23 protein-coding genes are annotated in these 18615 nt (G+C 45.5%); 9 read left to right on the forward strand and 14 right to left on the reverse strand.

Going from position 1 to position 18615, the window contains the following annotated elements:
* Nucleotides 1-72 precede the first annotated feature (72 nt).
* Nucleotides 73-1068, reverse strand: coding sequence for a gluconate operon transcriptional repressor GntR (gene gntR, locus BMX14_RS12295; protein ID WP_092677214.1), 996 nt, complete (start codon nucleotides 1066-1068; stop codon nucleotides 73-75).
* A 110-nt stretch (nucleotides 1069-1178) separates the two neighbouring features.
* Nucleotides 1179-1874, reverse strand: coding sequence for a pirin family protein (locus BMX14_RS12300; RefSeq protein WP_092677216.1), 696 nt, complete (start codon nucleotides 1872-1874; stop codon nucleotides 1179-1181).
* A 247-nt stretch (nucleotides 1875-2121) separates the two neighbouring features.
* On the opposite strand from BMX14_RS12300, the gene BMX14_RS12305 reads away from it, so the two are divergent.
* Nucleotides 2122-2370 (forward strand): hypothetical protein, encoded by a 249-nt coding sequence (locus BMX14_RS12305; protein WP_092677218.1) that lies wholly within the window; start codon nucleotides 2122-2124, stop codon nucleotides 2368-2370.
* On the opposite strand, the gene ugpQ is transcribed toward BMX14_RS12305, so the two are convergent.
* The 6 genes from ugpQ to ftsY form a co-directional block, all read right to left on the reverse strand.
* Entirely contained in the window at nucleotides 2367-3113 is a 747-nt protein-coding gene (gene ugpQ / locus BMX14_RS12310; RefSeq protein ID WP_092677220.1) for a glycerophosphodiester phosphodiesterase, read from the reverse strand. The genes BMX14_RS12305 and ugpQ overlap by 4 nt on opposite strands.
* Nucleotides 3106-3363, reverse strand: a complete 258-nt coding sequence (locus tag BMX14_RS12315) for a TOBE domain-containing protein (RefSeq protein WP_177173144.1) — start codon at nucleotides 3361-3363, stop codon at nucleotides 3106-3108. The genes ugpQ and BMX14_RS12315 overlap by 8 nt, the downstream gene beginning before the upstream one ends.
* A 171-nt stretch (nucleotides 3364-3534) precedes the next feature.
* Entirely contained in the window at nucleotides 3535-4392 is an 858-nt protein-coding gene (gene rpoH / locus BMX14_RS12320) for an RNA polymerase sigma factor RpoH (protein WP_048911294.1), read from the reverse strand.
* 223 nt (nucleotides 4393-4615) lie between these two features.
* Entirely contained in the window at nucleotides 4616-5614 is a 999-nt protein-coding gene (gene ftsX, locus BMX14_RS12325) for a permease-like cell division protein FtsX (RefSeq protein ID WP_092677224.1), read from the reverse strand.
* The gene (gene ftsE / locus BMX14_RS12330; protein ID WP_092677226.1) at nucleotides 5611-6273 is read right to left on the reverse strand and encodes a cell division ATP-binding protein FtsE; all 663 of its coding nucleotides are present in this window, start codon (nucleotides 6271-6273) and stop codon (nucleotides 5611-5613) included. Before ftsE ends, ftsX begins: the two co-directional genes overlap by 4 nt.
* 4 nt (nucleotides 6274-6277) lie before the next feature.
* Nucleotides 6278-7798 (reverse strand): signal recognition particle-docking protein FtsY, encoded by a 1521-nt coding sequence (gene ftsY / locus BMX14_RS12335; RefSeq protein ID WP_092677228.1) that lies wholly within the window; start codon nucleotides 7796-7798, stop codon nucleotides 6278-6280.
* A 223-nt stretch (nucleotides 7799-8021) separates the two neighbouring features.
* Here ftsY and rsmD point away from each other — a divergent pair, with 223 nt between their 5' ends.
* Nucleotides 8022-8597, forward strand: coding sequence for a 16S rRNA (guanine(966)-N(2))-methyltransferase (rsmD, locus tag BMX14_RS12340; protein ID WP_092677230.1), 576 nt, complete (start codon nucleotides 8022-8024; stop codon nucleotides 8595-8597).
* A gap of 15 nt (nucleotides 8598-8612) precedes the next feature.
* Nucleotides 8613-8882: a DUF1145 family protein gene (locus BMX14_RS12345; RefSeq protein WP_092677232.1), complete on the forward strand. Its 270-nt coding sequence runs from the start codon at nucleotides 8613-8615 to the stop codon at nucleotides 8880-8882.
* A gap of 48 nt (nucleotides 8883-8930) precedes the next feature.
* On the opposite strand, the gene BMX14_RS12350 is transcribed toward BMX14_RS12345, so the two are convergent.
* Both BMX14_RS12350 and tusA read right to left on the reverse strand, forming a co-directional pair.
* Nucleotides 8931-9227 carry a DUF5862 family protein gene (locus BMX14_RS12350; RefSeq protein ID WP_092677234.1) on the reverse strand — a complete coding sequence of 99 codons (297 nt, stop codon included), beginning with the start codon at nucleotides 9225-9227 and terminating at the stop codon, nucleotides 8931-8933.
* Nucleotides 9228-9704: 477 nt separating this feature from the next.
* The gene (tusA, locus tag BMX14_RS12355; protein ID WP_092677236.1) at nucleotides 9705-9950 is read right to left on the reverse strand and encodes a sulfurtransferase TusA; all 246 of its coding nucleotides are present in this window, start codon (nucleotides 9948-9950) and stop codon (nucleotides 9705-9707) included.
* Between the two features lie 208 nt (nucleotides 9951-10158).
* Here tusA and BMX14_RS12360 point away from each other — a divergent pair, with 208 nt between their 5' ends.
* The 4 genes from BMX14_RS12360 (at nucleotide 10159) to hemB (ending at nucleotide 14359) form a co-directional block, all read left to right on the forward strand.
* The gene (locus BMX14_RS12360) at nucleotides 10159-10830 is read left to right on the forward strand and encodes a 7-cyano-7-deazaguanine/7-aminomethyl-7-deazaguanine transporter (RefSeq protein WP_092677238.1); all 672 of its coding nucleotides are present in this window, start codon (nucleotides 10159-10161) and stop codon (nucleotides 10828-10830) included.
* 93 nt (nucleotides 10831-10923) lie between these two features.
* A complete protein-coding gene (locus BMX14_RS12365) occupies nucleotides 10924-11484 on the forward strand; it encodes a DcrB family lipoprotein (protein ID WP_092677240.1) in 561 nt (186 codons plus the stop codon).
* Between the two features lie 281 nt (nucleotides 11485-11765).
* A complete protein-coding gene (gene proP / locus BMX14_RS12370; protein WP_092677242.1) occupies nucleotides 11766-13271 on the forward strand; it encodes a glycine betaine/L-proline transporter ProP in 1506 nt (501 codons plus the stop codon).
* 101 nt (nucleotides 13272-13372) lie between these two features.
* Nucleotides 13373-14359: a porphobilinogen synthase gene (gene hemB / locus BMX14_RS12375; RefSeq protein ID WP_092677244.1), complete on the forward strand. Its 987-nt coding sequence runs from the start codon at nucleotides 13373-13375 to the stop codon at nucleotides 14357-14359.
* 44 nt (nucleotides 14360-14403) lie between these two features.
* Here the strand turns inward: hemB and BMX14_RS12380 are convergent, their stop codons facing one another.
* The 4 genes from BMX14_RS12380 to dnaT form a co-directional block, all read right to left on the reverse strand.
* Nucleotides 14404-15066, reverse strand: a complete 663-nt coding sequence (locus BMX14_RS12380) for an epoxyqueuosine reductase QueH (RefSeq protein ID WP_048911157.1) — start codon at nucleotides 15064-15066, stop codon at nucleotides 14404-14406.
* A 120-nt stretch (nucleotides 15067-15186) separates the two neighbouring features.
* A complete protein-coding gene (pptA, locus tag BMX14_RS12385) occupies nucleotides 15187-15417 on the reverse strand; it encodes a tautomerase PptA (RefSeq protein WP_092677246.1) in 231 nt (76 codons plus the stop codon).
* Between the two features lie 27 nt (nucleotides 15418-15444).
* Nucleotides 15445-16185: a DNA replication protein DnaC gene (gene dnaC / locus BMX14_RS12390; protein ID WP_092677248.1), complete on the reverse strand. Its 741-nt coding sequence runs from the start codon at nucleotides 16183-16185 to the stop codon at nucleotides 15445-15447.
* Nucleotides 16185-16721, reverse strand: a complete 537-nt coding sequence (gene dnaT, locus BMX14_RS12395; protein WP_092677250.1) for a primosomal protein DnaT — start codon at nucleotides 16719-16721, stop codon at nucleotides 16185-16187. The genes dnaC and dnaT overlap by 1 nt, the downstream gene beginning before the upstream one ends.
* Nucleotides 16722-16869: 148 nt before the next feature.
* On the opposite strand from dnaT, the gene BMX14_RS12400 reads away from it, so the two are divergent.
* The gene (locus BMX14_RS12400) at nucleotides 16870-17445 is read left to right on the forward strand and encodes a DNA-3-methyladenine glycosylase I (protein ID WP_092677252.1); all 576 of its coding nucleotides are present in this window, start codon (nucleotides 16870-16872) and stop codon (nucleotides 17443-17445) included.
* A 77-nt stretch (nucleotides 17446-17522) separates the two neighbouring features.
* Entirely contained in the window at nucleotides 17523-18557 is a 1035-nt protein-coding gene (locus BMX14_RS12405; RefSeq protein ID WP_092677254.1) for a LacI family DNA-binding transcriptional regulator, read from the forward strand.
* Nucleotides 18558-18615: the final 58 nt, after the last annotated feature.

Raw genomic sequence — 18615 nt, forward strand, 5'->3', positions numbered from 1 at the left:
ATAGCTTGTCGGTTGAAGCGCAATCTATTCGTTAGTAAAAGGCTTAAAATGTGAACTCAATCATAAAAATGATTAAATACTGCCGCCCTTTCTAAGTGAAAAACCTAAATCAATGCAGGATGACTCACACCCCTTTCCAGCTAGACGGGCCAGTAACATTTCTGCGGCGATTTTGCCCATTTTTTTCCGAGGTGTCACCACCGTCGCTAACGTTGGAGAGACATTTTCTGTAATGTCGTGACCATGAAACCCCGCAATCGCCATTTGATCGGGGACAGAGATTCCTTGTCGCTGGCACTCAAACATCGCACCAATCGCAAGGTCATCATTGGTACAAAATATCCCGTCAACGTCTGGATAACGTTGCTGGGCCAATTTTAACAGTTCGCCCCCTGTACTAAATGAAGAAGGCTGCTCGCTCATCACCGTACGTGGCGCTAATCCTGCCTGCTCCATGGCCTCAATATAACCGGCTTTTTTCTGTAATGTTCGTTCGTCAAGGCGAGCGCCAAGATAGACGAGGTGCCGATGGCCTTGAGCAATCATGCTTTCGGTCATTTGACGGGCCGCCGCAACGTTATTAAACCCTACCGCCATATCTAAATAAGGTGAGGATGAGTCCATAATCTCAACGACAGGAATACCCGCTACCTCCAGCATACGCAATGTACCGGGGGTATGTTGGCGCTCCGTTAAAATCACCCCGTCAACATTCCACCCTAGCAACGAGCGAAGTTGACGTTCTTCTTTCTCGGCATGATAGCCAAAGTGGGCAACTAATGTTTGATAACCGGCTTTATCGGTTACGGACTCTATACCTTGTAGCACGTCGGCAAACACGTGGTTAGTTAAAGAAGGAAGCAATATACCAATCGCTCGGCTTGTCGCATTGGATAGCATATCGGGTACGCGGTTAGGAATATAACCGAGCTCATCCAGCGCAATAGCAATCCTTTCGCCAAGCGGAGCGGATACTTGTTGTGGATTACGTAGATAACGACTGACCGTCATTTTGGTGACTCCAACGCGATCAGCAACGTCTTGCAATATGGGCCTTTTTTTCTTCATTGCGCTCAATTGGGTAGGCAGTAAGAGTAATTTAATAGTAACACTATTTTACACTAGCCAAAAAAAAGAGACGGCTATCTGGAAGCCGTCTCACATTACCCATTACTTTTTTACACTGGTGGTAAATCAAAAATTAAGAGTTCCGTGGGCTGGTCTGCAGAGAAGGTGAGACTCTTTTCATCCCACACGGCTGCCGCATCACTCGCCTCAAGTCGTTGTTCGTTAACCGACACCTGGCCTTTGACCACTTGGACCCAAGTCTTACGAGCAGGATCAATATCCATGCTCCCTGCTTCTCCATCTGCCAGTACCCAACGTGATAAGGTCATGTCCTGATACACTTTTAACGAGTTTTCTCTCGCATCAGGTGTCAGGATGAATTGACGGCCTGATTGGTCAGCAAATTTACGTTGCTCATAACGAGGGGTAATATTTTGCTGGTCAGGCATGATCCAAATTTGATAAAGGTGCAGAGCCTGTTGAGAGTCGGGATTATATTCTGAGTGGCGAACGCCAGTGCCCGCACTCATAATCTGAAATTCTCCTGCTGGAATTTGTTCTTTATTCCCCATGCTATCTTGGTGTTCAACGACGCCAGAGAGAACATAAGTAAGAATTTCCATATTTTGATGAGGGTGAGTCCCAAATCCTTTGCTCGGAGCGATGGTATCTTCGTTGATCACGCGCAATGCAGAAAATCCCATAAAATTCGGATCGTAGTAGTCTGCAAACGAAAATGTATGCCAGCTATCCAACCAGCCATGGTGAGCATGGCCACGTTCTTGCGCTTTACGGATATAAATCATGGAAACCTCCTCAATTTTTTCTATAGTTTGAAGAGATACTGAGTAAAAGAATAGCTGAAAAACTTCACCGCTCTATTCAAAATTTGTGAACGACGGCGAAAAAAAAGCCAGCACGCGGCTGGCTAAATACTGGAAGCAATGTGAGCAATGTCGTGTTCCGTTGAATGTCAGTCTCACCGGAACAGTTGAATGTTAATCGCAATCATTATCATTTACAATAGCATTATGGAAATTAATGAGGTTTTTTATGAAAAGATTAATTGTCTTGCTGGCGTTACTGAATTCTACAGCGGCTTTCGCTACCAATCTTTCTAGCCCATCGCCGCTGTCACCCTCAGCATCACAGCAGCGCTTGCAAAACCAGATGTCCACTCAGCAACAGCTACATTCACAACAACTTCATTTAGAACAACAGAATAGTGCTCAACGGCTACAGCAGGAAAATCAGCTTCACCAACAGAAGATGTTACGCAAAGTCCAAAGCGAACAGCCCTAATTCGGAAACTGTGGGCCGATTTGATCGATACAATCGGTACAAATCGTATCCACCCCATAGTCGAGTAATTCGCGAACCTTACGCGGGTCGTTGACGGTATAGGCAAGAATACGCAACCCCGCCTGCTTAATTTGATAAATGCGTGCAGGGGTTAATAGCCGATAATTAAGATGTAGGGAAACACACTCAAGTTGTTGGGTGGTGCTCAGCCAATCATCCTGCCATTCATGCATCAAATAGCCGCGCGGAAGATCTGGCTGTTCCTGCTGTGCGGCAAATAGTGCTTCGTAAGAGAATGAAGAAAGTAGCGGCTTGGTCATCTCTCGCCAATATTCCGCCGCTGCGCGGGCGACCAACGTACCGGTAACGGATTCCAACCCCGTTGTCGGTTTAATTTCGATATTGGCTAACAGCCCATACTGCTGACAACGTTTAGCGACATCAGCAAGGTGTGCCAGCCCTTCTCCTACAAACTGCTCAGAAAACCATGAGCCTGCATCCACCTGTCGTAAGGTCTCCCACGTCATATCGCCTGCCACCCCTCGAGAGTGACTAGTGCGGGTGAGCGTATCATCGTCTAGTAAAAAGACCTGCTGATCAGCCGAAAGTTTAGCGTCGAATTCAATCATGGTATGGCCATAATGATATCCGCAGTCAATGGCGGCTAAGGTATTCTCTGGCGCTAAGTTGCCTCCGCCCCGATGAGCGACAATTCTTGGGTAGGGCCAATTTTCATTAATCATCTAAACGCTGTCCTGAGGTGATATCAAAATACTGTAAGTCCTGGGCCGGTAGCGTCACCCTTATCAGTTCGCCTACTTTTGGGCAGTTCAATTGCGCAGCACGAATAACCAACGGTTGCGCTCCAATTTTACCATGAATGATATTATCAGCACCGAGCATTTCTACCGCATCGACCTCGATGATCATCCCGTCTCCATGCTCTGTTAAGGATTCAACCTTGATATGTTCTGGACGTATACCGAGAGTCAATGCCGGTTTGATTGACTTAATTCAGTAAATGCTGACAAATATTGGTCATAACCATGACAGTGAAGCGTGACAGAAATAGGGCAGATTAAAGGCAGTTTTATGACAGCAAGGTTTTCAGCGCATAAAAAAGGAGATGACTAAGCATCTCCTTTCGATCGCGACGTTATATCACTACGCTTCGATAGCAACTCGTAGCTTTTTCATCGCATTTTTTTCAAGTTGGCGGACACGTTCTGCCGAAACGCCATATTGATCAGCTAACTCTTGTAGGGTGATCTTGTTATCGTCGTCCAACCAGCGAGCACGAATGATATTTTGGCTACGCTCATCAAGCGTCATCATCGCATCACTCAGTTTATCGGCTGCGTGCGAATCCCAGTTATCTTCCTCAATACCGTCCGCAAAGTCAGAGGTTTTGTCTTGAAGATATAGTACTGGTGCCTGCGACTTACCTTCTGCGTTATCGTCATCAGAAGTGAGGTCGAACGTCATATCCTGAGCGGCCATCCGAGATTCCATCTCACGCACATCCTTGCTACTTACCCCTAACTCGCGTGCAACCATTTCAACTTCGTCTTGGTTGAACCAACCGAGACGTTGTTTGGTTTTACGTAAGTTAAAGAATAACTTGCGTTGTGCTTTGGTGGTCGCAACTTTAACAATACGCCAGTTACGTAACACGTATTCGTGGATTTCCGCCTTGATCCAGTGCACTGCGAAGGACACTAGCCTTACACCAACCTCTGGATTGAAGCGACGTACGGCTTTCATTAAACCAATGTTACCTTCCTGGATAAGATCAGCCTGAGGCAGACCATAACCAGAATAGTTACGAGCAATGTGAACCACAAACCGCAGATGTGACAGGATCAGCTTTTTTGCTGCATCCAGATCAGACTGGTAATGCAGCCGTTCTGCTAATGCTTTTTCCTCTTCGGCCGACAGCATCGGACAGCCGTTGGCAGCTCGGACGTAAGCATCCAGATTACCTAAAGGAGCAATAGCTAAAGCTTGCATTTCGTTGGTCATTCAAACCCTCTCAATTAATTATGCTGCTCGTCCTTAAACAGACTTATACCCTAACGCTAGCGTTGGTTTATCACCCTAAACAACTGGTGCTATAGGATTAGAACATAAACTTATCCACAGGTTCATTGTTATTGTGAATAATTTATTCTAGCGTTCATCCCTGTAATGCCAACAAAGTCGGCCTGATAACAAAGAATAGTATAACAAAAAATATTTCTGTGCGTTAATCCGGTGTAAAACGACGTAAATGCTGTACAGTCGCTAACCATGCGGCTAACCAGCCTATCATCGCTGAAACCAATAACAGTAACAGCGCTTCATCCCAAGAGAAGCCTGAAAGATCAAATGAGGCGCTAAAGACCGATGCGACATGCGATACTACCGACTCTAAACGGAATACTAGGATCTCAGAGAAAATGAGTGAAAGGAATGCGCCGCTAAGGCCGAGCATTGCCCCACCGTATACAAAAGGTCTTAAGATAAAACCGTCGGTAGCACCAATCAGTTTTTGAACATTTATCGTATCGCGGCGAGAGAAAATACTTAATCTCACACTATTACCGATAACCAAGAAGACAGCAACGACCATCAGCATACCGATCATTAAAGCGACATGTCCTGCTAATCCAGTCAATGCAGAGAGCCGAGCAAACCAACTGTCATCCATGCGTACTTCGTCGATACCGTTCATTTTGGTAATACGATCACGCAGCGTATTCATCGTGTCAGCATTCTGAAAATCGAGCTTAGGCGCGACCACGGCAACTGCAGGCAGTGGATTCTGCTCTAGCATATCCATCGCCCCACCAAACCCCGACCAATTCCGAAACTCACTTAAACTTTCTTCACGAGAGAGATAGTCAACGTGCTGCACGCCTTCCAATTGCTTGAGTTGCTGGGTCACGTTCTCTGCAGCATTATCGTCAAGTGTTTTGGAGAGATAAACGGTAAGCTGAGGAGCTGGATACCATTGCTTGGCCGCTTGGTCGACGTTTTTCCATACGATATAACAGACGCTGGGTAACGTTAACGAAATAGCAATCACGGTGACAGTTAATAGTGTTGCCAAGGGCTGACGTAGCATATCCGCCAGCATCCCGCGCCAAGCATAATGTAACTGCTCTTGCCAACCCCCACGCAATGCCCGCTGCTTAGACACTTTCTTTTGTTTGGGTGCTCCCGGTTTTTTCAGGCGCTTATTTAACTTATTAACCGCTTTCATTCCCCGCCCCTGTATAACCGGCCTTGGTTAAGATTCATCACGTTATAGTTACGTCGTGCGATAAGTGAAATATCATGCGTCGCCATCAATACCGTCACGCCTACCCGGTTAAATTCTTCGAATAGACGCAAGATATCTTCTGATAGCGCATGATCTAGGTTACCCGTTGGTTCATCCGCTAGCAGCAATGCTGGTTTATTGACTACCGCACGAGCAATACCAACACGTTGTTGTTCACCACCAGAGAGTTGAATCGGATAGTTTCTCGCCTTATCTAATAACCCAACTTTATCGAGGGCTGCGGAGACTCTACGTCGAATATCTTCTTCACTGGCTCCAGAAATGATAAGTGGAATAGCGATATTGTCGTACACCGTCCGATCCATGAGCAGGTGGTGATCCTGAAAGATCATCCCTATTTGACGACGCAAGAACGGGATTTCACTGTTTTTAAGACGGGTGATGTTGTGCCCACTAAACCATATTTGTCCGGCACTTGGCCGTTCAATGCCACAGATCAGCTTCAGTAATGTACTTTTGCCCGCACCTGAATGTCCGGTGAGGAATGCCATTTCTCCTTGGCGTAAATGAAAATCCACGCCCTGAAGGGCCTGACGCCCTCCTAAATAAGCTTTACTGACCTCATCAAAGCGAATCATTCCATTATTCCTCTCGGGCGAATAGCGCCTCTATAAAATCTTCAGCCTGGAATGGCCGTAAGTCATCAATCCCTTCGCCTACACCAATGTAGCGAATTGGAATACCAAATTGGTCAGCAATACTAAAAATCACGCCGCCTTTCGCCGTACCATCGAGTTTCGTCAAACTTATCCCCGTCAGCCCCACTGCCTCATTAAATAATTTAGCCTGGCTAATGGCATTTTGCCCGGTACTGGCATCGAGCGTCAGCATCACTTCATGCGGCGCGTCTTCATCTAAACGGCCCATCACTCGGGTGATCTTCTTAAGCTCTTCCATTAAGTGCGATTTATTCTGCAAACGTCCAGCGGTGTCAGCAATCAGTATATCTACGCCACGGGATTTTGCCGCCTGAATGGCATCAAATATTACCGAAGCGGAATCAGCACCAGTATGTTGAGCAATAACAGGAATATTATTACGCTCACCCCATACTTGTAGCTGCTCGACCGCCGCTGCACGGAAGGTATCTCCCGCCGCTAACATGACTGACTTGCCCTCAGACTGATATTGTTTAGCCAGCTTACCAATGGTAGTGGTCTTTCCGACGCCATTGACACCAACCATTAGAATAACAAATGGATTTTTCCCTTCAACAGACAATGGTTGTTCAACTTTGTGTAAGATTGCAGCCATTTCGTCTTTGAGTATGCCATACAGCGCTTCAGCATCTTTAAGCTGTTTGCGGTTCGCTTGGGTAGTTAAGGAGCGAATAATTTTTTGGGTAGTATCCATCCCCACATCAGCGATAAGTAATTGTTCTTCAAGCTCTTCGAATAGCTCATCGTCAATCTTTTTACCGCGGAACAGGCCAACGAAGCCGCTCCCTAAGTTCTGCCGCGTTTTAACCAAACTACGCTTAAGACGCGCGAAAAAACCTTCTTTAGACGGCCGCTCTTGCTCTTTAGGGGGCACGATTGGGGCTAAATCGGTGGCATCTTCCAGACTATTCTGAGGTTCAGGTGTGGCAGTACCGAGTACGTCACTATTATCAATCTCTTCAATATCTTGGAGAGGTTCAGGGACGTTAGCTGAAAGCTCTGGCTCTGGCTCTGGCTCTGGCTCTGGCTCTGGCTCTGGCTCTGGCTCTGGCTCTGGCTCTGGCTCTGGCTCTGGCTCTGGCTCTGGCTCTGGCTCTGGCTCTGGCTCTGGCTCTGGCTCTGGCTCTGGCTCTGGCTCTGGCTCTGGCTCTGGCTCTGTAGGGAGAGGAGACTTCTCCACTGATAAGTTGTCAACAACCGGTTGTTCATCAGCATGCTCGGTGAACGCCTCGGGCGTGGACGATTCAGCATGCTGGACGGCATACTCCTGTTCCAGTGCTGTCGGCGTAACATTTTCGTGTTGTGCCTCACTCTGCACACTTTCGCTAGGCGTGCTGCTATTTTTCGACTCTAGTGGCTGAGTCTCGTCCTTAGCAGGCTGTTTTTCTTCGTCTTTGCCGAAACCTAACCAGGAAAAAAAGCCACGTTTTTTTTCTTTTGCCATTGTTAGACAATACTCCTTGCTAAGGCCGTCCAGAACAATCCGCTGGAACAGTAGCCACTAAAAATTATTTGTATCAGTCAGTAATTAACTACTGTCATACTGCGACACTAATGAGATAATCCTTTATTCTACCATTTAACCCATACTGCATCACCGTTTCGTTTCGGCGTTTATTGGACGGACCGCAGTAAAATTCAGTCATAAAACATCGTAAGTATAAACTATGAGCAAATCGGCAGGAAAAATCGGTCAGATACGGATCATTGGGGGTCAGTGGCGTGGCCGTAAATTATCAGTCCTCGATAGTGAAGGGCTAAGACCGACTACCGATCGTGTACGGGAAACCCTTTTCAATTGGCTAGCGCCTTGGCTACCCCAAGCACACTGTCTAGATTGCTATGCAGGCAGCGGGGCACTAGGGATTGAGGCAGCTTCTCGCTATGCGGCGCAAGTCACTCTGATTGAGAAAGAGGCGCATGTGGCTCGTCAGCTCCAAAAAAATATTGACGTATTGAATGCTCCTCAGCTTACCCTACACCGTGCGGATACCTTACAATTTCTTACTCAATCACGGCCAGATACGCCGTTTAACATTGTTTTTATCGATCCCCCCTTTCGCCGTGGGCTTTTGGAACACACGATACAACTGCTTGAGGCGCATCAGTGGTTAGCGGAAGATGCCGTGATTTATACTGAGAATGAAGTGGAACAGGGTACGCCGACTGTGCCAGCAAACTGGGCACTGCATAGAGAGAAAGTTGCAGGCCAGGTATGTTATCGTCTCTACCATCGTCAATGATGAAGGATATTCGTAATGTTGATTAACTTTGGTCGAGTAGTCATGGTATTTATTTGGGGGGTACTATTACTTAACCTCGTACATCCTGCCACGAAACCCTTGAAATATTTTATCGATGTCGCATTGATATTTATGGTTGTCATGCACGGACTACAAGTCGTTTTATTGAAAGCCACGCAAACCGCTAATGGTCCCAAGATGACAAGAAAAGAAGAGATTAAATTATTTGTATTCGGGGTTTTCGAATTACTTTCTTGGCAAAAAAAACATTTTCCAAAAAAATAAAAAAACTAAAAGAGAGTGTAAGCTCTCTTTTAGTTTTTATTAACTTAATTACATTTCACGGTAGGAAGCAATATAAGGTTTAGCTACGTCGTAACCCACAATACCACCATAAAGAAAACCGCCAATACCGGCCCCAACGGCTGAGGCCGTGAGCCCCACTAATTGGGCAATGCCGCCGATTAACCAACCACCCGCACCACCATACTTACCACCGACTGCAGCTCCAGTACCAAATCCATCAATCGCACCGAGTATAGACCCCCAGAATGCGCCGTTATAATCACCATCGATCAGACCACCGGCACCAGAGACTGTAGACATCTCTACTAATGAAATTTCTTTCATATATTGAGTCCTTAATTTTAAAAATAAGCTTTAGAAAATTTATTTAATATGTGAAATTAAATAGCAACGGTCTTAGGTTGCTGTGTCACTTTATACTGAACACCAGACAATTCAATATGTCTAACTCTTATTTAATAGATAAAAAAATAAAAAAGTTATATTTACGCCGTAATATAAAGAAAAACGCCGTTTTTTACTGCTTAAGTAGAATATAATCTTATCTCACTCGTGATATAGAAATGAGTCACCGCGACTGCTAATGAGTAGTAACTTTAACCATGCCGCCACTATCGATTAATGGGTAATCAACTGGACAGTGAGTTTTCGTACTCAAATGAGTTAAACGTAGTCTGTTTACTTAATCTTGAGAAACACTACTCCTGATCCTCATCATGGATAGAGCCTGAACCCAAAGGAAGGAAAGAAATGAGACACACCAACTCAAATGAGAGATACATGGCCACAAAAAAAAACGACTTAACACCCTTTCTTAACATAAAAAACGTAAGGCATTTCCGTAGATTGGGCAGTCAATAACGTATGCTCCATAAATTCACAAAACCCTGGAATATCACGCTTCGTTGCCGGATCGTCGGCAATTATTTTTACGACTTCACCATCCTGCATACTGCGAACCGTTTTTCTCACCAGCATGACTGGCTCTGGGCAACGTAAACCACAGGTGTCCAATAATTGATCGTAATGGTCTGACGGGCTATTCATAACACTTCTCTTGGGGGGGAAAATATCGCAGTGTACTCCGCCTGAACGCCACAGACAATTTCTGCCGCACAAGCCGCATAACGCAATCGCGGGTAAGAGTTCCTTGCATAATCCGCGTATCTCAGTAAGATGCAGCCCATCTGATTAGAGACCGTACTATATTTTACACAATGGGTTCCCTCACCCCATTCCACTAAAAAGGTCAAAAATGAATAGTTTCACCGATAAACAGCGCAAAAAGCTGTTATTACCCTTAGCTATTTTTCACCTTATTATCATTACCTCCAGTAATTACTTGGTCCAACTCCCGGTGAGTGTGTTTGGGTTTACCACGACTTGGGGGGCATTTAGCTTTCCTTTTATCTTTCTCGCGACTGATCTCACCGTAAGAATTTTCGGCGCACACTTAGCGCGGAAAATTATTTTTTCGGCGATGCTTCCTGCGTTACTGCTTTCATTTATTATATCCAGCCTCTTCTACCAAGCCTCTTGGCAAGGTTGGCAAGCCCTAATTGGTCTTAACACCGTCGTGATTCGGATTGCTATGGCAAGCTTTGTTGCTTATGTATTGGGGCAGCTATTAGACATCACTGTTTTTAATCGCTTGAGAAAGGCGAAACAGTGGTGGCTCGCCCCAGTGACCGCGATGTTTTTTGGGAACCTCAGCGATACGTTCGCCTTTTTCTCGATTGCGTTCTTGCACAGCAGCGACCCTTTTATGGCTGCCCACTGGCAAGAAATCGCTCTGGTTGACTACAGTTATAAGGTTTTGATCTGTCTTATCTTTTTTATTCCAATTTATGGTCTACTGTTAAATACCCTTATTAAGCGCATGCTTGGCGATACACGCTTTTACTCTCTGAGTACGGATAAGGGATAACCGCGTTAAGACGAAATGTGCAACACAATACTGTTTGCAATACCGTACTATTTCCGCTTTGATAACGACTTAAATTGTAAGGAAGGGATTACTATGCGACATATTACACACTACTTGGGTATCATTTTAGTCGTACTCGGTCTTGCTGCCTGCGATCAAAAGAAAGATGATCCACACGCTCAGCACCAGGACCAAAGTGCCTCACAAAGTCAGCATCAGAATATCTCGTTACTCGACGGCAAACTGACCTTTAGCCTGCCACAAGAAATGAGCGATCAAACCGGTAAACTCGGTACCGAATCAAACAATATGCATGTCTACGCAAATAATAATGGCCAACAAGCAGTGATTGTTATTATTGGTGATGAAACGGCGCTAACTCTGCCAGAACTTTCTCAGAAGCTACAAGATCAACAACGGCACCGTGACCCCCAACTGCAAGTTGTTGCGGATAAGCCTATTACTCTTGGCGATACTCCGGGTCAAAAATTGGACAGCGTCGTGTCCACAAACAACCATAGCAATTGGTCTACCGTCGTTCTTGCTAAACTGAACAATCAGCTTATTACCATACAGATTTCTCTGCCTGCCGATAACCAATCTCAATCGCAAAGTATCGCCTCAGAGATCGTTCAGTCCATCGTTATTCGTTAATGCAATTGAGGCCGTTATTTCAAGTAACGGCCTATCTCATCGCTCTCTTCTAACTTCTCTTTCCGCTAAGCCTCGTATCTGCCAGTTGCTGGGTTTTGGTCAAAAAACGTTCTGAATGTGACTTCGCTCGCAGATATACAGTATACTTAGCCGCTTATTGGTACAATTACGCTGATAATTATTGAAGAGACTTTGGTTGAAATTCAAAAAATCTCATATAATTTTGTTACCAATCTTTGAACGACTGCTTAGCAAACTTCCGTCACATTATAGGTAAATTTATGAAATTACGTAGGAAGCGTATTAAACCCATCGGCATTGATGACGTTACTATCATAGACGATGCTCGTTTACGTAAAGCAATCACTGCTGCTTCATTAGGAAATGCAATGGAGTGGTTCGACTTTGGGGTTTACGGGTTTGTCGCCTATGCTCTGGGTAAAATCTTTTTCCCCTCCGCCACGCCTGGTATTCAGATGATTGCTGCGTTAGCAACCTTCTCCGTTCCCTTCTTAATTCGTCCTCTGGGTGGACTCTTTTTTGGTATGCTCGGCGACAAATACGGCCGCCAAAAAATACTGTCTGTCACAATTGTGATTATGTCGATCAGTACCTTCTGTATCGGACTTATCCCTTCTTATGCTTCTATCGGCATTTGGGCTCCGATCCTACTTCTGATTGCAAAAATGGCTCAAGGGTTCTCCGTGGGGGGGGAATATACTGGCGCCTCAATCTTTGTAGCGGAATACTCCCCTGACCGTAAGCGTGGCTTTATGGGCAGCTGGCTCGATTTCGGTTCAATTGTTGGATTCGTGCTAGGTGCTGGGGTAGTCGTTCTTATTTCCACTATCATCGGCGAAGCACGCTTTATGGAGTGGGGCTGGCGTCTACCGTTCTTCTTAGCATTGCCTTTAGGTATTGTCGGGCTTTACCTGCGTCACGCCTTAGAAGAAACCCCTGCATTCCAACAACACGTTGATAAATTAGAGCAAGGCGATCGCGAAGGCCTACAAAATGGTCCTAAAGTCTCTTTCAAAGATATTGCGACCAAACACTGGAAAAGTCTGCTAGCTTGTATCGGATTAGTGATCGCCACTAATGTTACTTACTACATGTTACTGACTTACATGCCGAGCTATCTTTCGCACAATCTTCATTACTCAGAAGATCACGGTGTGTTAATTATCATCGCCATTATGATTGGTATGCTATTTATCCAGCCAGTCATGGGAATGCTCAGTGACCGATTCGGACGTCGCCCGTTTGTCATCATCGGCAGTATTGCCCTGTTCTTCACGGCTATTCCAGCGTTTATGTTGATCACCAGTAATGTACTCGGTTTGATTTTTGCTGGCCTACTGATTTTGGCAGTGGTGTTAAACTGTTTTACAGGGGTTATGGCATCGTCCTTACCGGCAATGTTCCCGACTAATATCCGTTACAGCGCGTTAGCCAGTGCATTCAACATCTCCATTTTGATCGCTGGTCTGACACCGACCATTATCGCGTGGTTGGTTGAAGCATCAAATAATCTTTTCATGCCCGCTTATTATCTGATGGTCGTTGCAATTATTGGACTGATTACGGGTATTTGCATGAAAGAGACGGCAAACAAACCGCTGAGTGGTGCCACACCTGCGGCATCTGATTTAGATGAAGCACGTGAGATTTTGCAAGAGCATCACGACAATATCGGTCAAAAAATTGATGATATCGATGAAGAGATCCAACGACTGGAGCAAAAACGTAGTCGTTTGGTTGACCAACATCCGGATATTAAAGAGTAAGTAAAAAGCCCCCGAAAGGGGGTTTTTTGGCACACAAAGCCATGTTCTCCCCCCCTTAAAGGCGTAAGCTTTTACTTTCCACAATCTGTACGAGAGCGTCCATGTCTGAATTTATTCTCCCCAACCGCCCAAGAAGACTCCGTAAAACCGCATCGATGCGCGAACTGTTTAAAGAACAATCGCTAAGCCTGAATGACCTGATCCTACCGATTTTTGTTGAGGAAGGCGCAGAGGATTATCAGCCAATCAATGCTATGCCAGGAGTTATGCGTATTCCCGAAAAGCGCCTAGCGTATGAAATTGAACGTATTGCTAAAGCGGGTATTCGCTCTGTGATGACATTCGGGATCTCTCATCATCTTGATGAGACCGGCAGTGATGCGTGGGCGGAGAATGGACTCGTTTCAAGAATGTCTCGTATCTGTAAAGATACGGTTCCTGAGATGATTGTGATGTCTGACACGTGTTTTTGCGAATACACCTCACACGGGCACTGCGGAGTATTGTGCGCTAACGGTGAAGTGCATAATGACCACACTTTAGTGAACCTCGGCAAACAAGCAGTTGCGGCAGCACGGGCTGGTGCTGATTTTATCGCGCCTTCCGCTGCAATGGATGGACAGGTAAAAGCGATTCGCCAAGCCCTGGATCAAGCAGGATTTCACCATACGCCAATCATGGCTTATTCAACCAAATTTGCCTCGGCATTCTATGGCCCTTTCCGCGAAGCGGCGGGAACCGCATTGAAAGGCGATCGTAAAACGTATCAGATGAACCCGATGAACCGTCGTGAAGCGATCCGCGAGTCACTGCTCGATGAAGCCGAGGGTGCTGATGTACTGATGGTGAAACCAGCAGGTGCGTATCTCGATATTATTCGCGATATCCGTGAGCGTAGTGATCTGCCACTCGCGGCCTATCAAGTCAGTGGCGAATACGCGATGATTAAGTTTGCGGCACAAGCTGGCGCGATTGACGAAACCAATGTGGTGTTGGAAAGCTTAGGGGCGATTAAAAGAGCAGGAGCGGATACCATCCTCTCTTATTTTGCTTTAGATCTTGCTGAAAAGAAAATTCTGACCGCCTAATCATCAAAAACCGCCCGTTCAGGGCGGTTTTTTAGGGTGCGGTTTTACTCTTTGCTGTCTGCTTCATAATACTGCACACCAATCTGGATACGCTCACGGCCAGTCGCCACACGATGACGGTTAGTGTCGCGCAGTGAATAGATGCATCCACAATATTCTTGCTGGTAAAAGCGCTCGCGCTTACTAATATCGATCATCCGCTTAGAGCCGCCGCCTTTGCGCCAATTAAACTCCCAATACATCATATCAGGGTACTTCGAAGCCGCTCTTACGCCACAGTCGTTGATCTGCTCCATGTTTTTCCAACGAGAGATACCTAAACAAGAGGTTATCACCGGAAAGCCATTTTCGTGTGCATAAAGCGCCGTTCGTTCAAAACGCATATCGAAACACATAGTACAGCGTTCACCACGCTCAGGCTCCCACTCCATGCCTTTCGCTCGTTCGAACCAATTATCTCGATCATAGTCGGCATCAATAAAGGGGATTCCAAATTTCTCTGCGAAACGAATATTCTCTTCTTTACGTAACTCGTACTCTTTAAGAGGATGGATATTCGGGTTATAGAAAAATATGGTGTATTCAATCCCCGAGGCTAACATTGCCTCCATCACTTCCCCTGAACAAGGCGCACAACAAGAGTGAAGCAGAACTTTATTATGTCCCCCAGGTAAGGGTATCGGTTTACGCTCTAAAGAGTCAGACATACTCATATTCCAAATAAATCTCATAACAAAACACGCCGCGTCAGCTAAGCGTAGACAGGTATCACCTCTTTGGGTGATGCGATAGGCCATTTTTTGAATAACGACCTACCGGTTGAATCCTTACATAGAATAACCCGGTTTCTTAATCAGGTATTCTTCTTGACCCATAATTTCAGGCTCATAGACCGTTTCACGCCATGCGTCGGGTGTGACATGTTGCAAAGAAACGCTCACTGATTCTGTTTTTGAGGCGAAACGTCTAACGATTACCTCTGTAATCTCGTCTGCCAGCGCTTGTTTTTCCTCATCAGTAAATTCACGAGGAAAACTTTTAATGTCTACATGCGGCATATCTTCTCCTATACGGTCAGTTTTCTATTAGTACTCATTACCCATCACGCGATCGCGATAGCTTTCCCAATCAAATCTTACCCATAAGCTATTGCCCAGTCTCATGCGATCCATTACCCGCTCGCCCAATAAGGCATTCATTCCTTCATGATTTAAATTGGAAAGCATGCCGGTAGGTCGTTTAGATGAAGAGCGACGGTCAACAATTTGGTTAATAATGACCTTCTCGTAGCGAGATTCCGTTTGCATACCGATTTCATCAATCACAAGGAGATCAACGGTACTTAGATCATGCAGTAAGCGCTCTTCGGTCATTGTACTACCGCCACTGAATGTCCCCTTCATGGTCGACATCACGTCAGCCACGGTCATAATTAATACGCTTTTACCTTGCAGTATCAGGCTATTACCAATCGCCGCCGCCAAATGATTCTTACCCGTTCCTGGGCGCCCCGAAAAGACAAAGCTAGCGATACTCTGCCCAAATTGGTCGGCGTATTCTCGCGCCGCTACCAAGGCTTTTCGCTGCCCTTCGCTTTCCACTCGATAATTATCGAATGAACAGTTCAAATGGAGTTCTCTTATTCCAGAGCGGCCCATAATGCGTTGCATTTTCATCGCCCTGTTCTCACGAACAATCGCTTCAGAACGTAAGCGGCCCTGCTCTTGGTTCCACGCAAGAAGCTCTTTACCTTCAGTAAATTTAGGAGTAATGCCATCGGGCATGAATTTCTTAAGCCTAACAAATAAATTTTCAGGTGTTTTCATTATTCACCTCTAAATCCATTGGGAATATGGTAGTCCGGCTCTGCCACTTGCGTGATATCACGTTTAGGCGTCAAGTGCGGAGCGCCACGACTAACTTGTAAATGTCGCGCTAATTTCTGCTGCCATTGTACTTGATGAAAAATACGTCCTTCTGCCTGCCAGTAGGCAATGAACGCGGCAAGTTCTTCTACCGTGACCGGTTCGTGCAAGGCGATGCCCCACAGTGCAGCTTGGCGTAAAAAGTCGCTATCGGGCTGCCATCCGGCATATAACGCGAACTTTCCAGCGGGGGCTTTGACCACTGTCGCGGGTTCATCAAAAAAGTCTGCTTCGAGTGCAATAGTGTTTTGATTTTGTAACTGAGCTTCAGCCATTAATAACTGATTGAGGCGAGCTGGCGATAAGCCATAGAAAATAGGTTGGTTATTATCGAACACGGCCACCGTTTGCTGATCGGCACGCTCAATAGCCTTAGCCGGAGCTTGGCAGAACTGTTCTAATCCTATGATTGATTGAGATAAAATCTTTACCGACATGTGATAACTCGAACCTCAGTATTTTTTGTATGCTAACTTCATGCAGAGCACAAGCGCTGCCTAACCGCTATAGTGTATCAACTTTGCTGCGACTGATCGCGCAAAGCTGTGCTTTTCATGCTGATTAATAAATAAACAGGAGTAATCTATGAGCAAACCTCGCTGTGGATGGGTCACAAATGATCCTGATTACCTTGCTTATCATGATCACGAATGGGGTGTGCCGTGTTTTAATCGGCAACGTCTTTTTGAGATGCTCTGTTTAGAGGGACAGCAAGCTGGGCTATCATGGATCACCGTTTTAAAAAAACGTGAAGCCTATCGACGGGCTTTCTATCACTTCGAACCGGGAAAGGTGGCCCAGATCAGTTCAGAGGAGATGAATACTTTGCTGCAGTCACCGGAGTTGATCCGCAATAAATTAAAAATTCGCTCAATCATTAATAATGCACAGGCATTATTGGCGATGGAAGCGGAAGGTGAAGATTTTGTAAACTTTATTTGGCAGAGCGTCGCTCACCAACCAATTGTTCAAGCCTATGATGATTATCATCTAGCACCAGTAAGTAGCCCACAATCAATATTTTTATATAAATCATTGAAAAAAAGAGGTTTTAAATTTATAGGCCCTATTATTTGCCATGCTTACATGCAAGCTTGTGGACTTATTATTGATCATCAAGTGAACTGTTTTAAATATTCAGAGACAAATGATAGCCTTTGATAATACATAATTTAGGGCGCAATATTGCTTAAGCCTTGGTATATTTAATAAATAATTATAATGCATTGGGAGATTTGATGAACACCAAGTCAACAAGAGCAACAATAAGTGATGTTGCTAAAGCGGCTAAAACCGGTAAAACGAGCGTATCGCGCTACCTTAATGGTGAGCATCAATTGCTTTCAGATGATTTAAAACATCGTATAAAACAAGCCATTAGCGACCTGAATTACAGTCCTAGCCAAATGGCGAGAAGCCTGAAACACGGTCGTACCAAGTTAATTGGCCTTCTCATCGCGGACATCACCAATCCCTATTCGATTGAGGTGATGGGTGGCGTAGAGACCGCTTGCCGCGATAACGGTTTTACACTACTGATGTGTAATACCAACAATAAGCCTCATCTCGAGCAGCATTACTTACAGCTCCTCAGCAGTTATCAGGTTGAAGGCATTATTGTGAACGCCGCCAATATGCAAGAAACCGCATTTGACTGTATTCAGCATGCCTCGATCCCCCTTACGCTTATCGACCGAAAAGTCAGTAACTATGATTACGATGTTGTCGGTTTAGACAATTTCCAAGGTTCGGTCGATATCACTGAACACTTAATCGATAATCACTATCGTTCATTGCTGTTTATTAGTGAGCCCATCGCACAGGTCAATACCCGCAAAGAGCGTTTAGAGGGCTATCTCAGCGCTGTATCACCTCATCAAGACCTGACTGCAGAGCACGCAGAAGTCGCCTTAGACAACCCTGAGCTTCTTCAGAAAACTATCGCTGAATTTGTTACCCGTCACGCGGGGCAGCCTTCCGCCATCATTACCGCTAACGGCGCACTAATGTTATTCGTCACTAAAGTACTGCATGCCATGAAGTTGGTCTGGGGTAAAGATATTGGCCTGGCAAGCTTTGATGAAATGAACTGGTCTTCGATTGCGGGCTGCGGGATCACTACCCTACAACAACCCACCCATCAGATTGGTTATAGTGCATTTCAGAATATCTTAACGAGACTTAAGCATTCAGAAAATCCTGCGCAGGAGACTCGCTTTGAAGGCAGATTAATCGTTCGCCCATCAAGTCACGCGTTACCAAGCAAAGAATAAATATTAAGAAGGTGGGCATCGTAGAGTTTTTCTCTCTTCCCAATGGAACCGATACCAT

Source organism: Rosenbergiella nectarea (genome assembly GCF_900111105.1).
In the GTDB taxonomy this organism is placed as follows: Bacteria; Pseudomonadota; Gammaproteobacteria; order Enterobacterales; family Enterobacteriaceae; genus Rosenbergiella; species Rosenbergiella nectarea.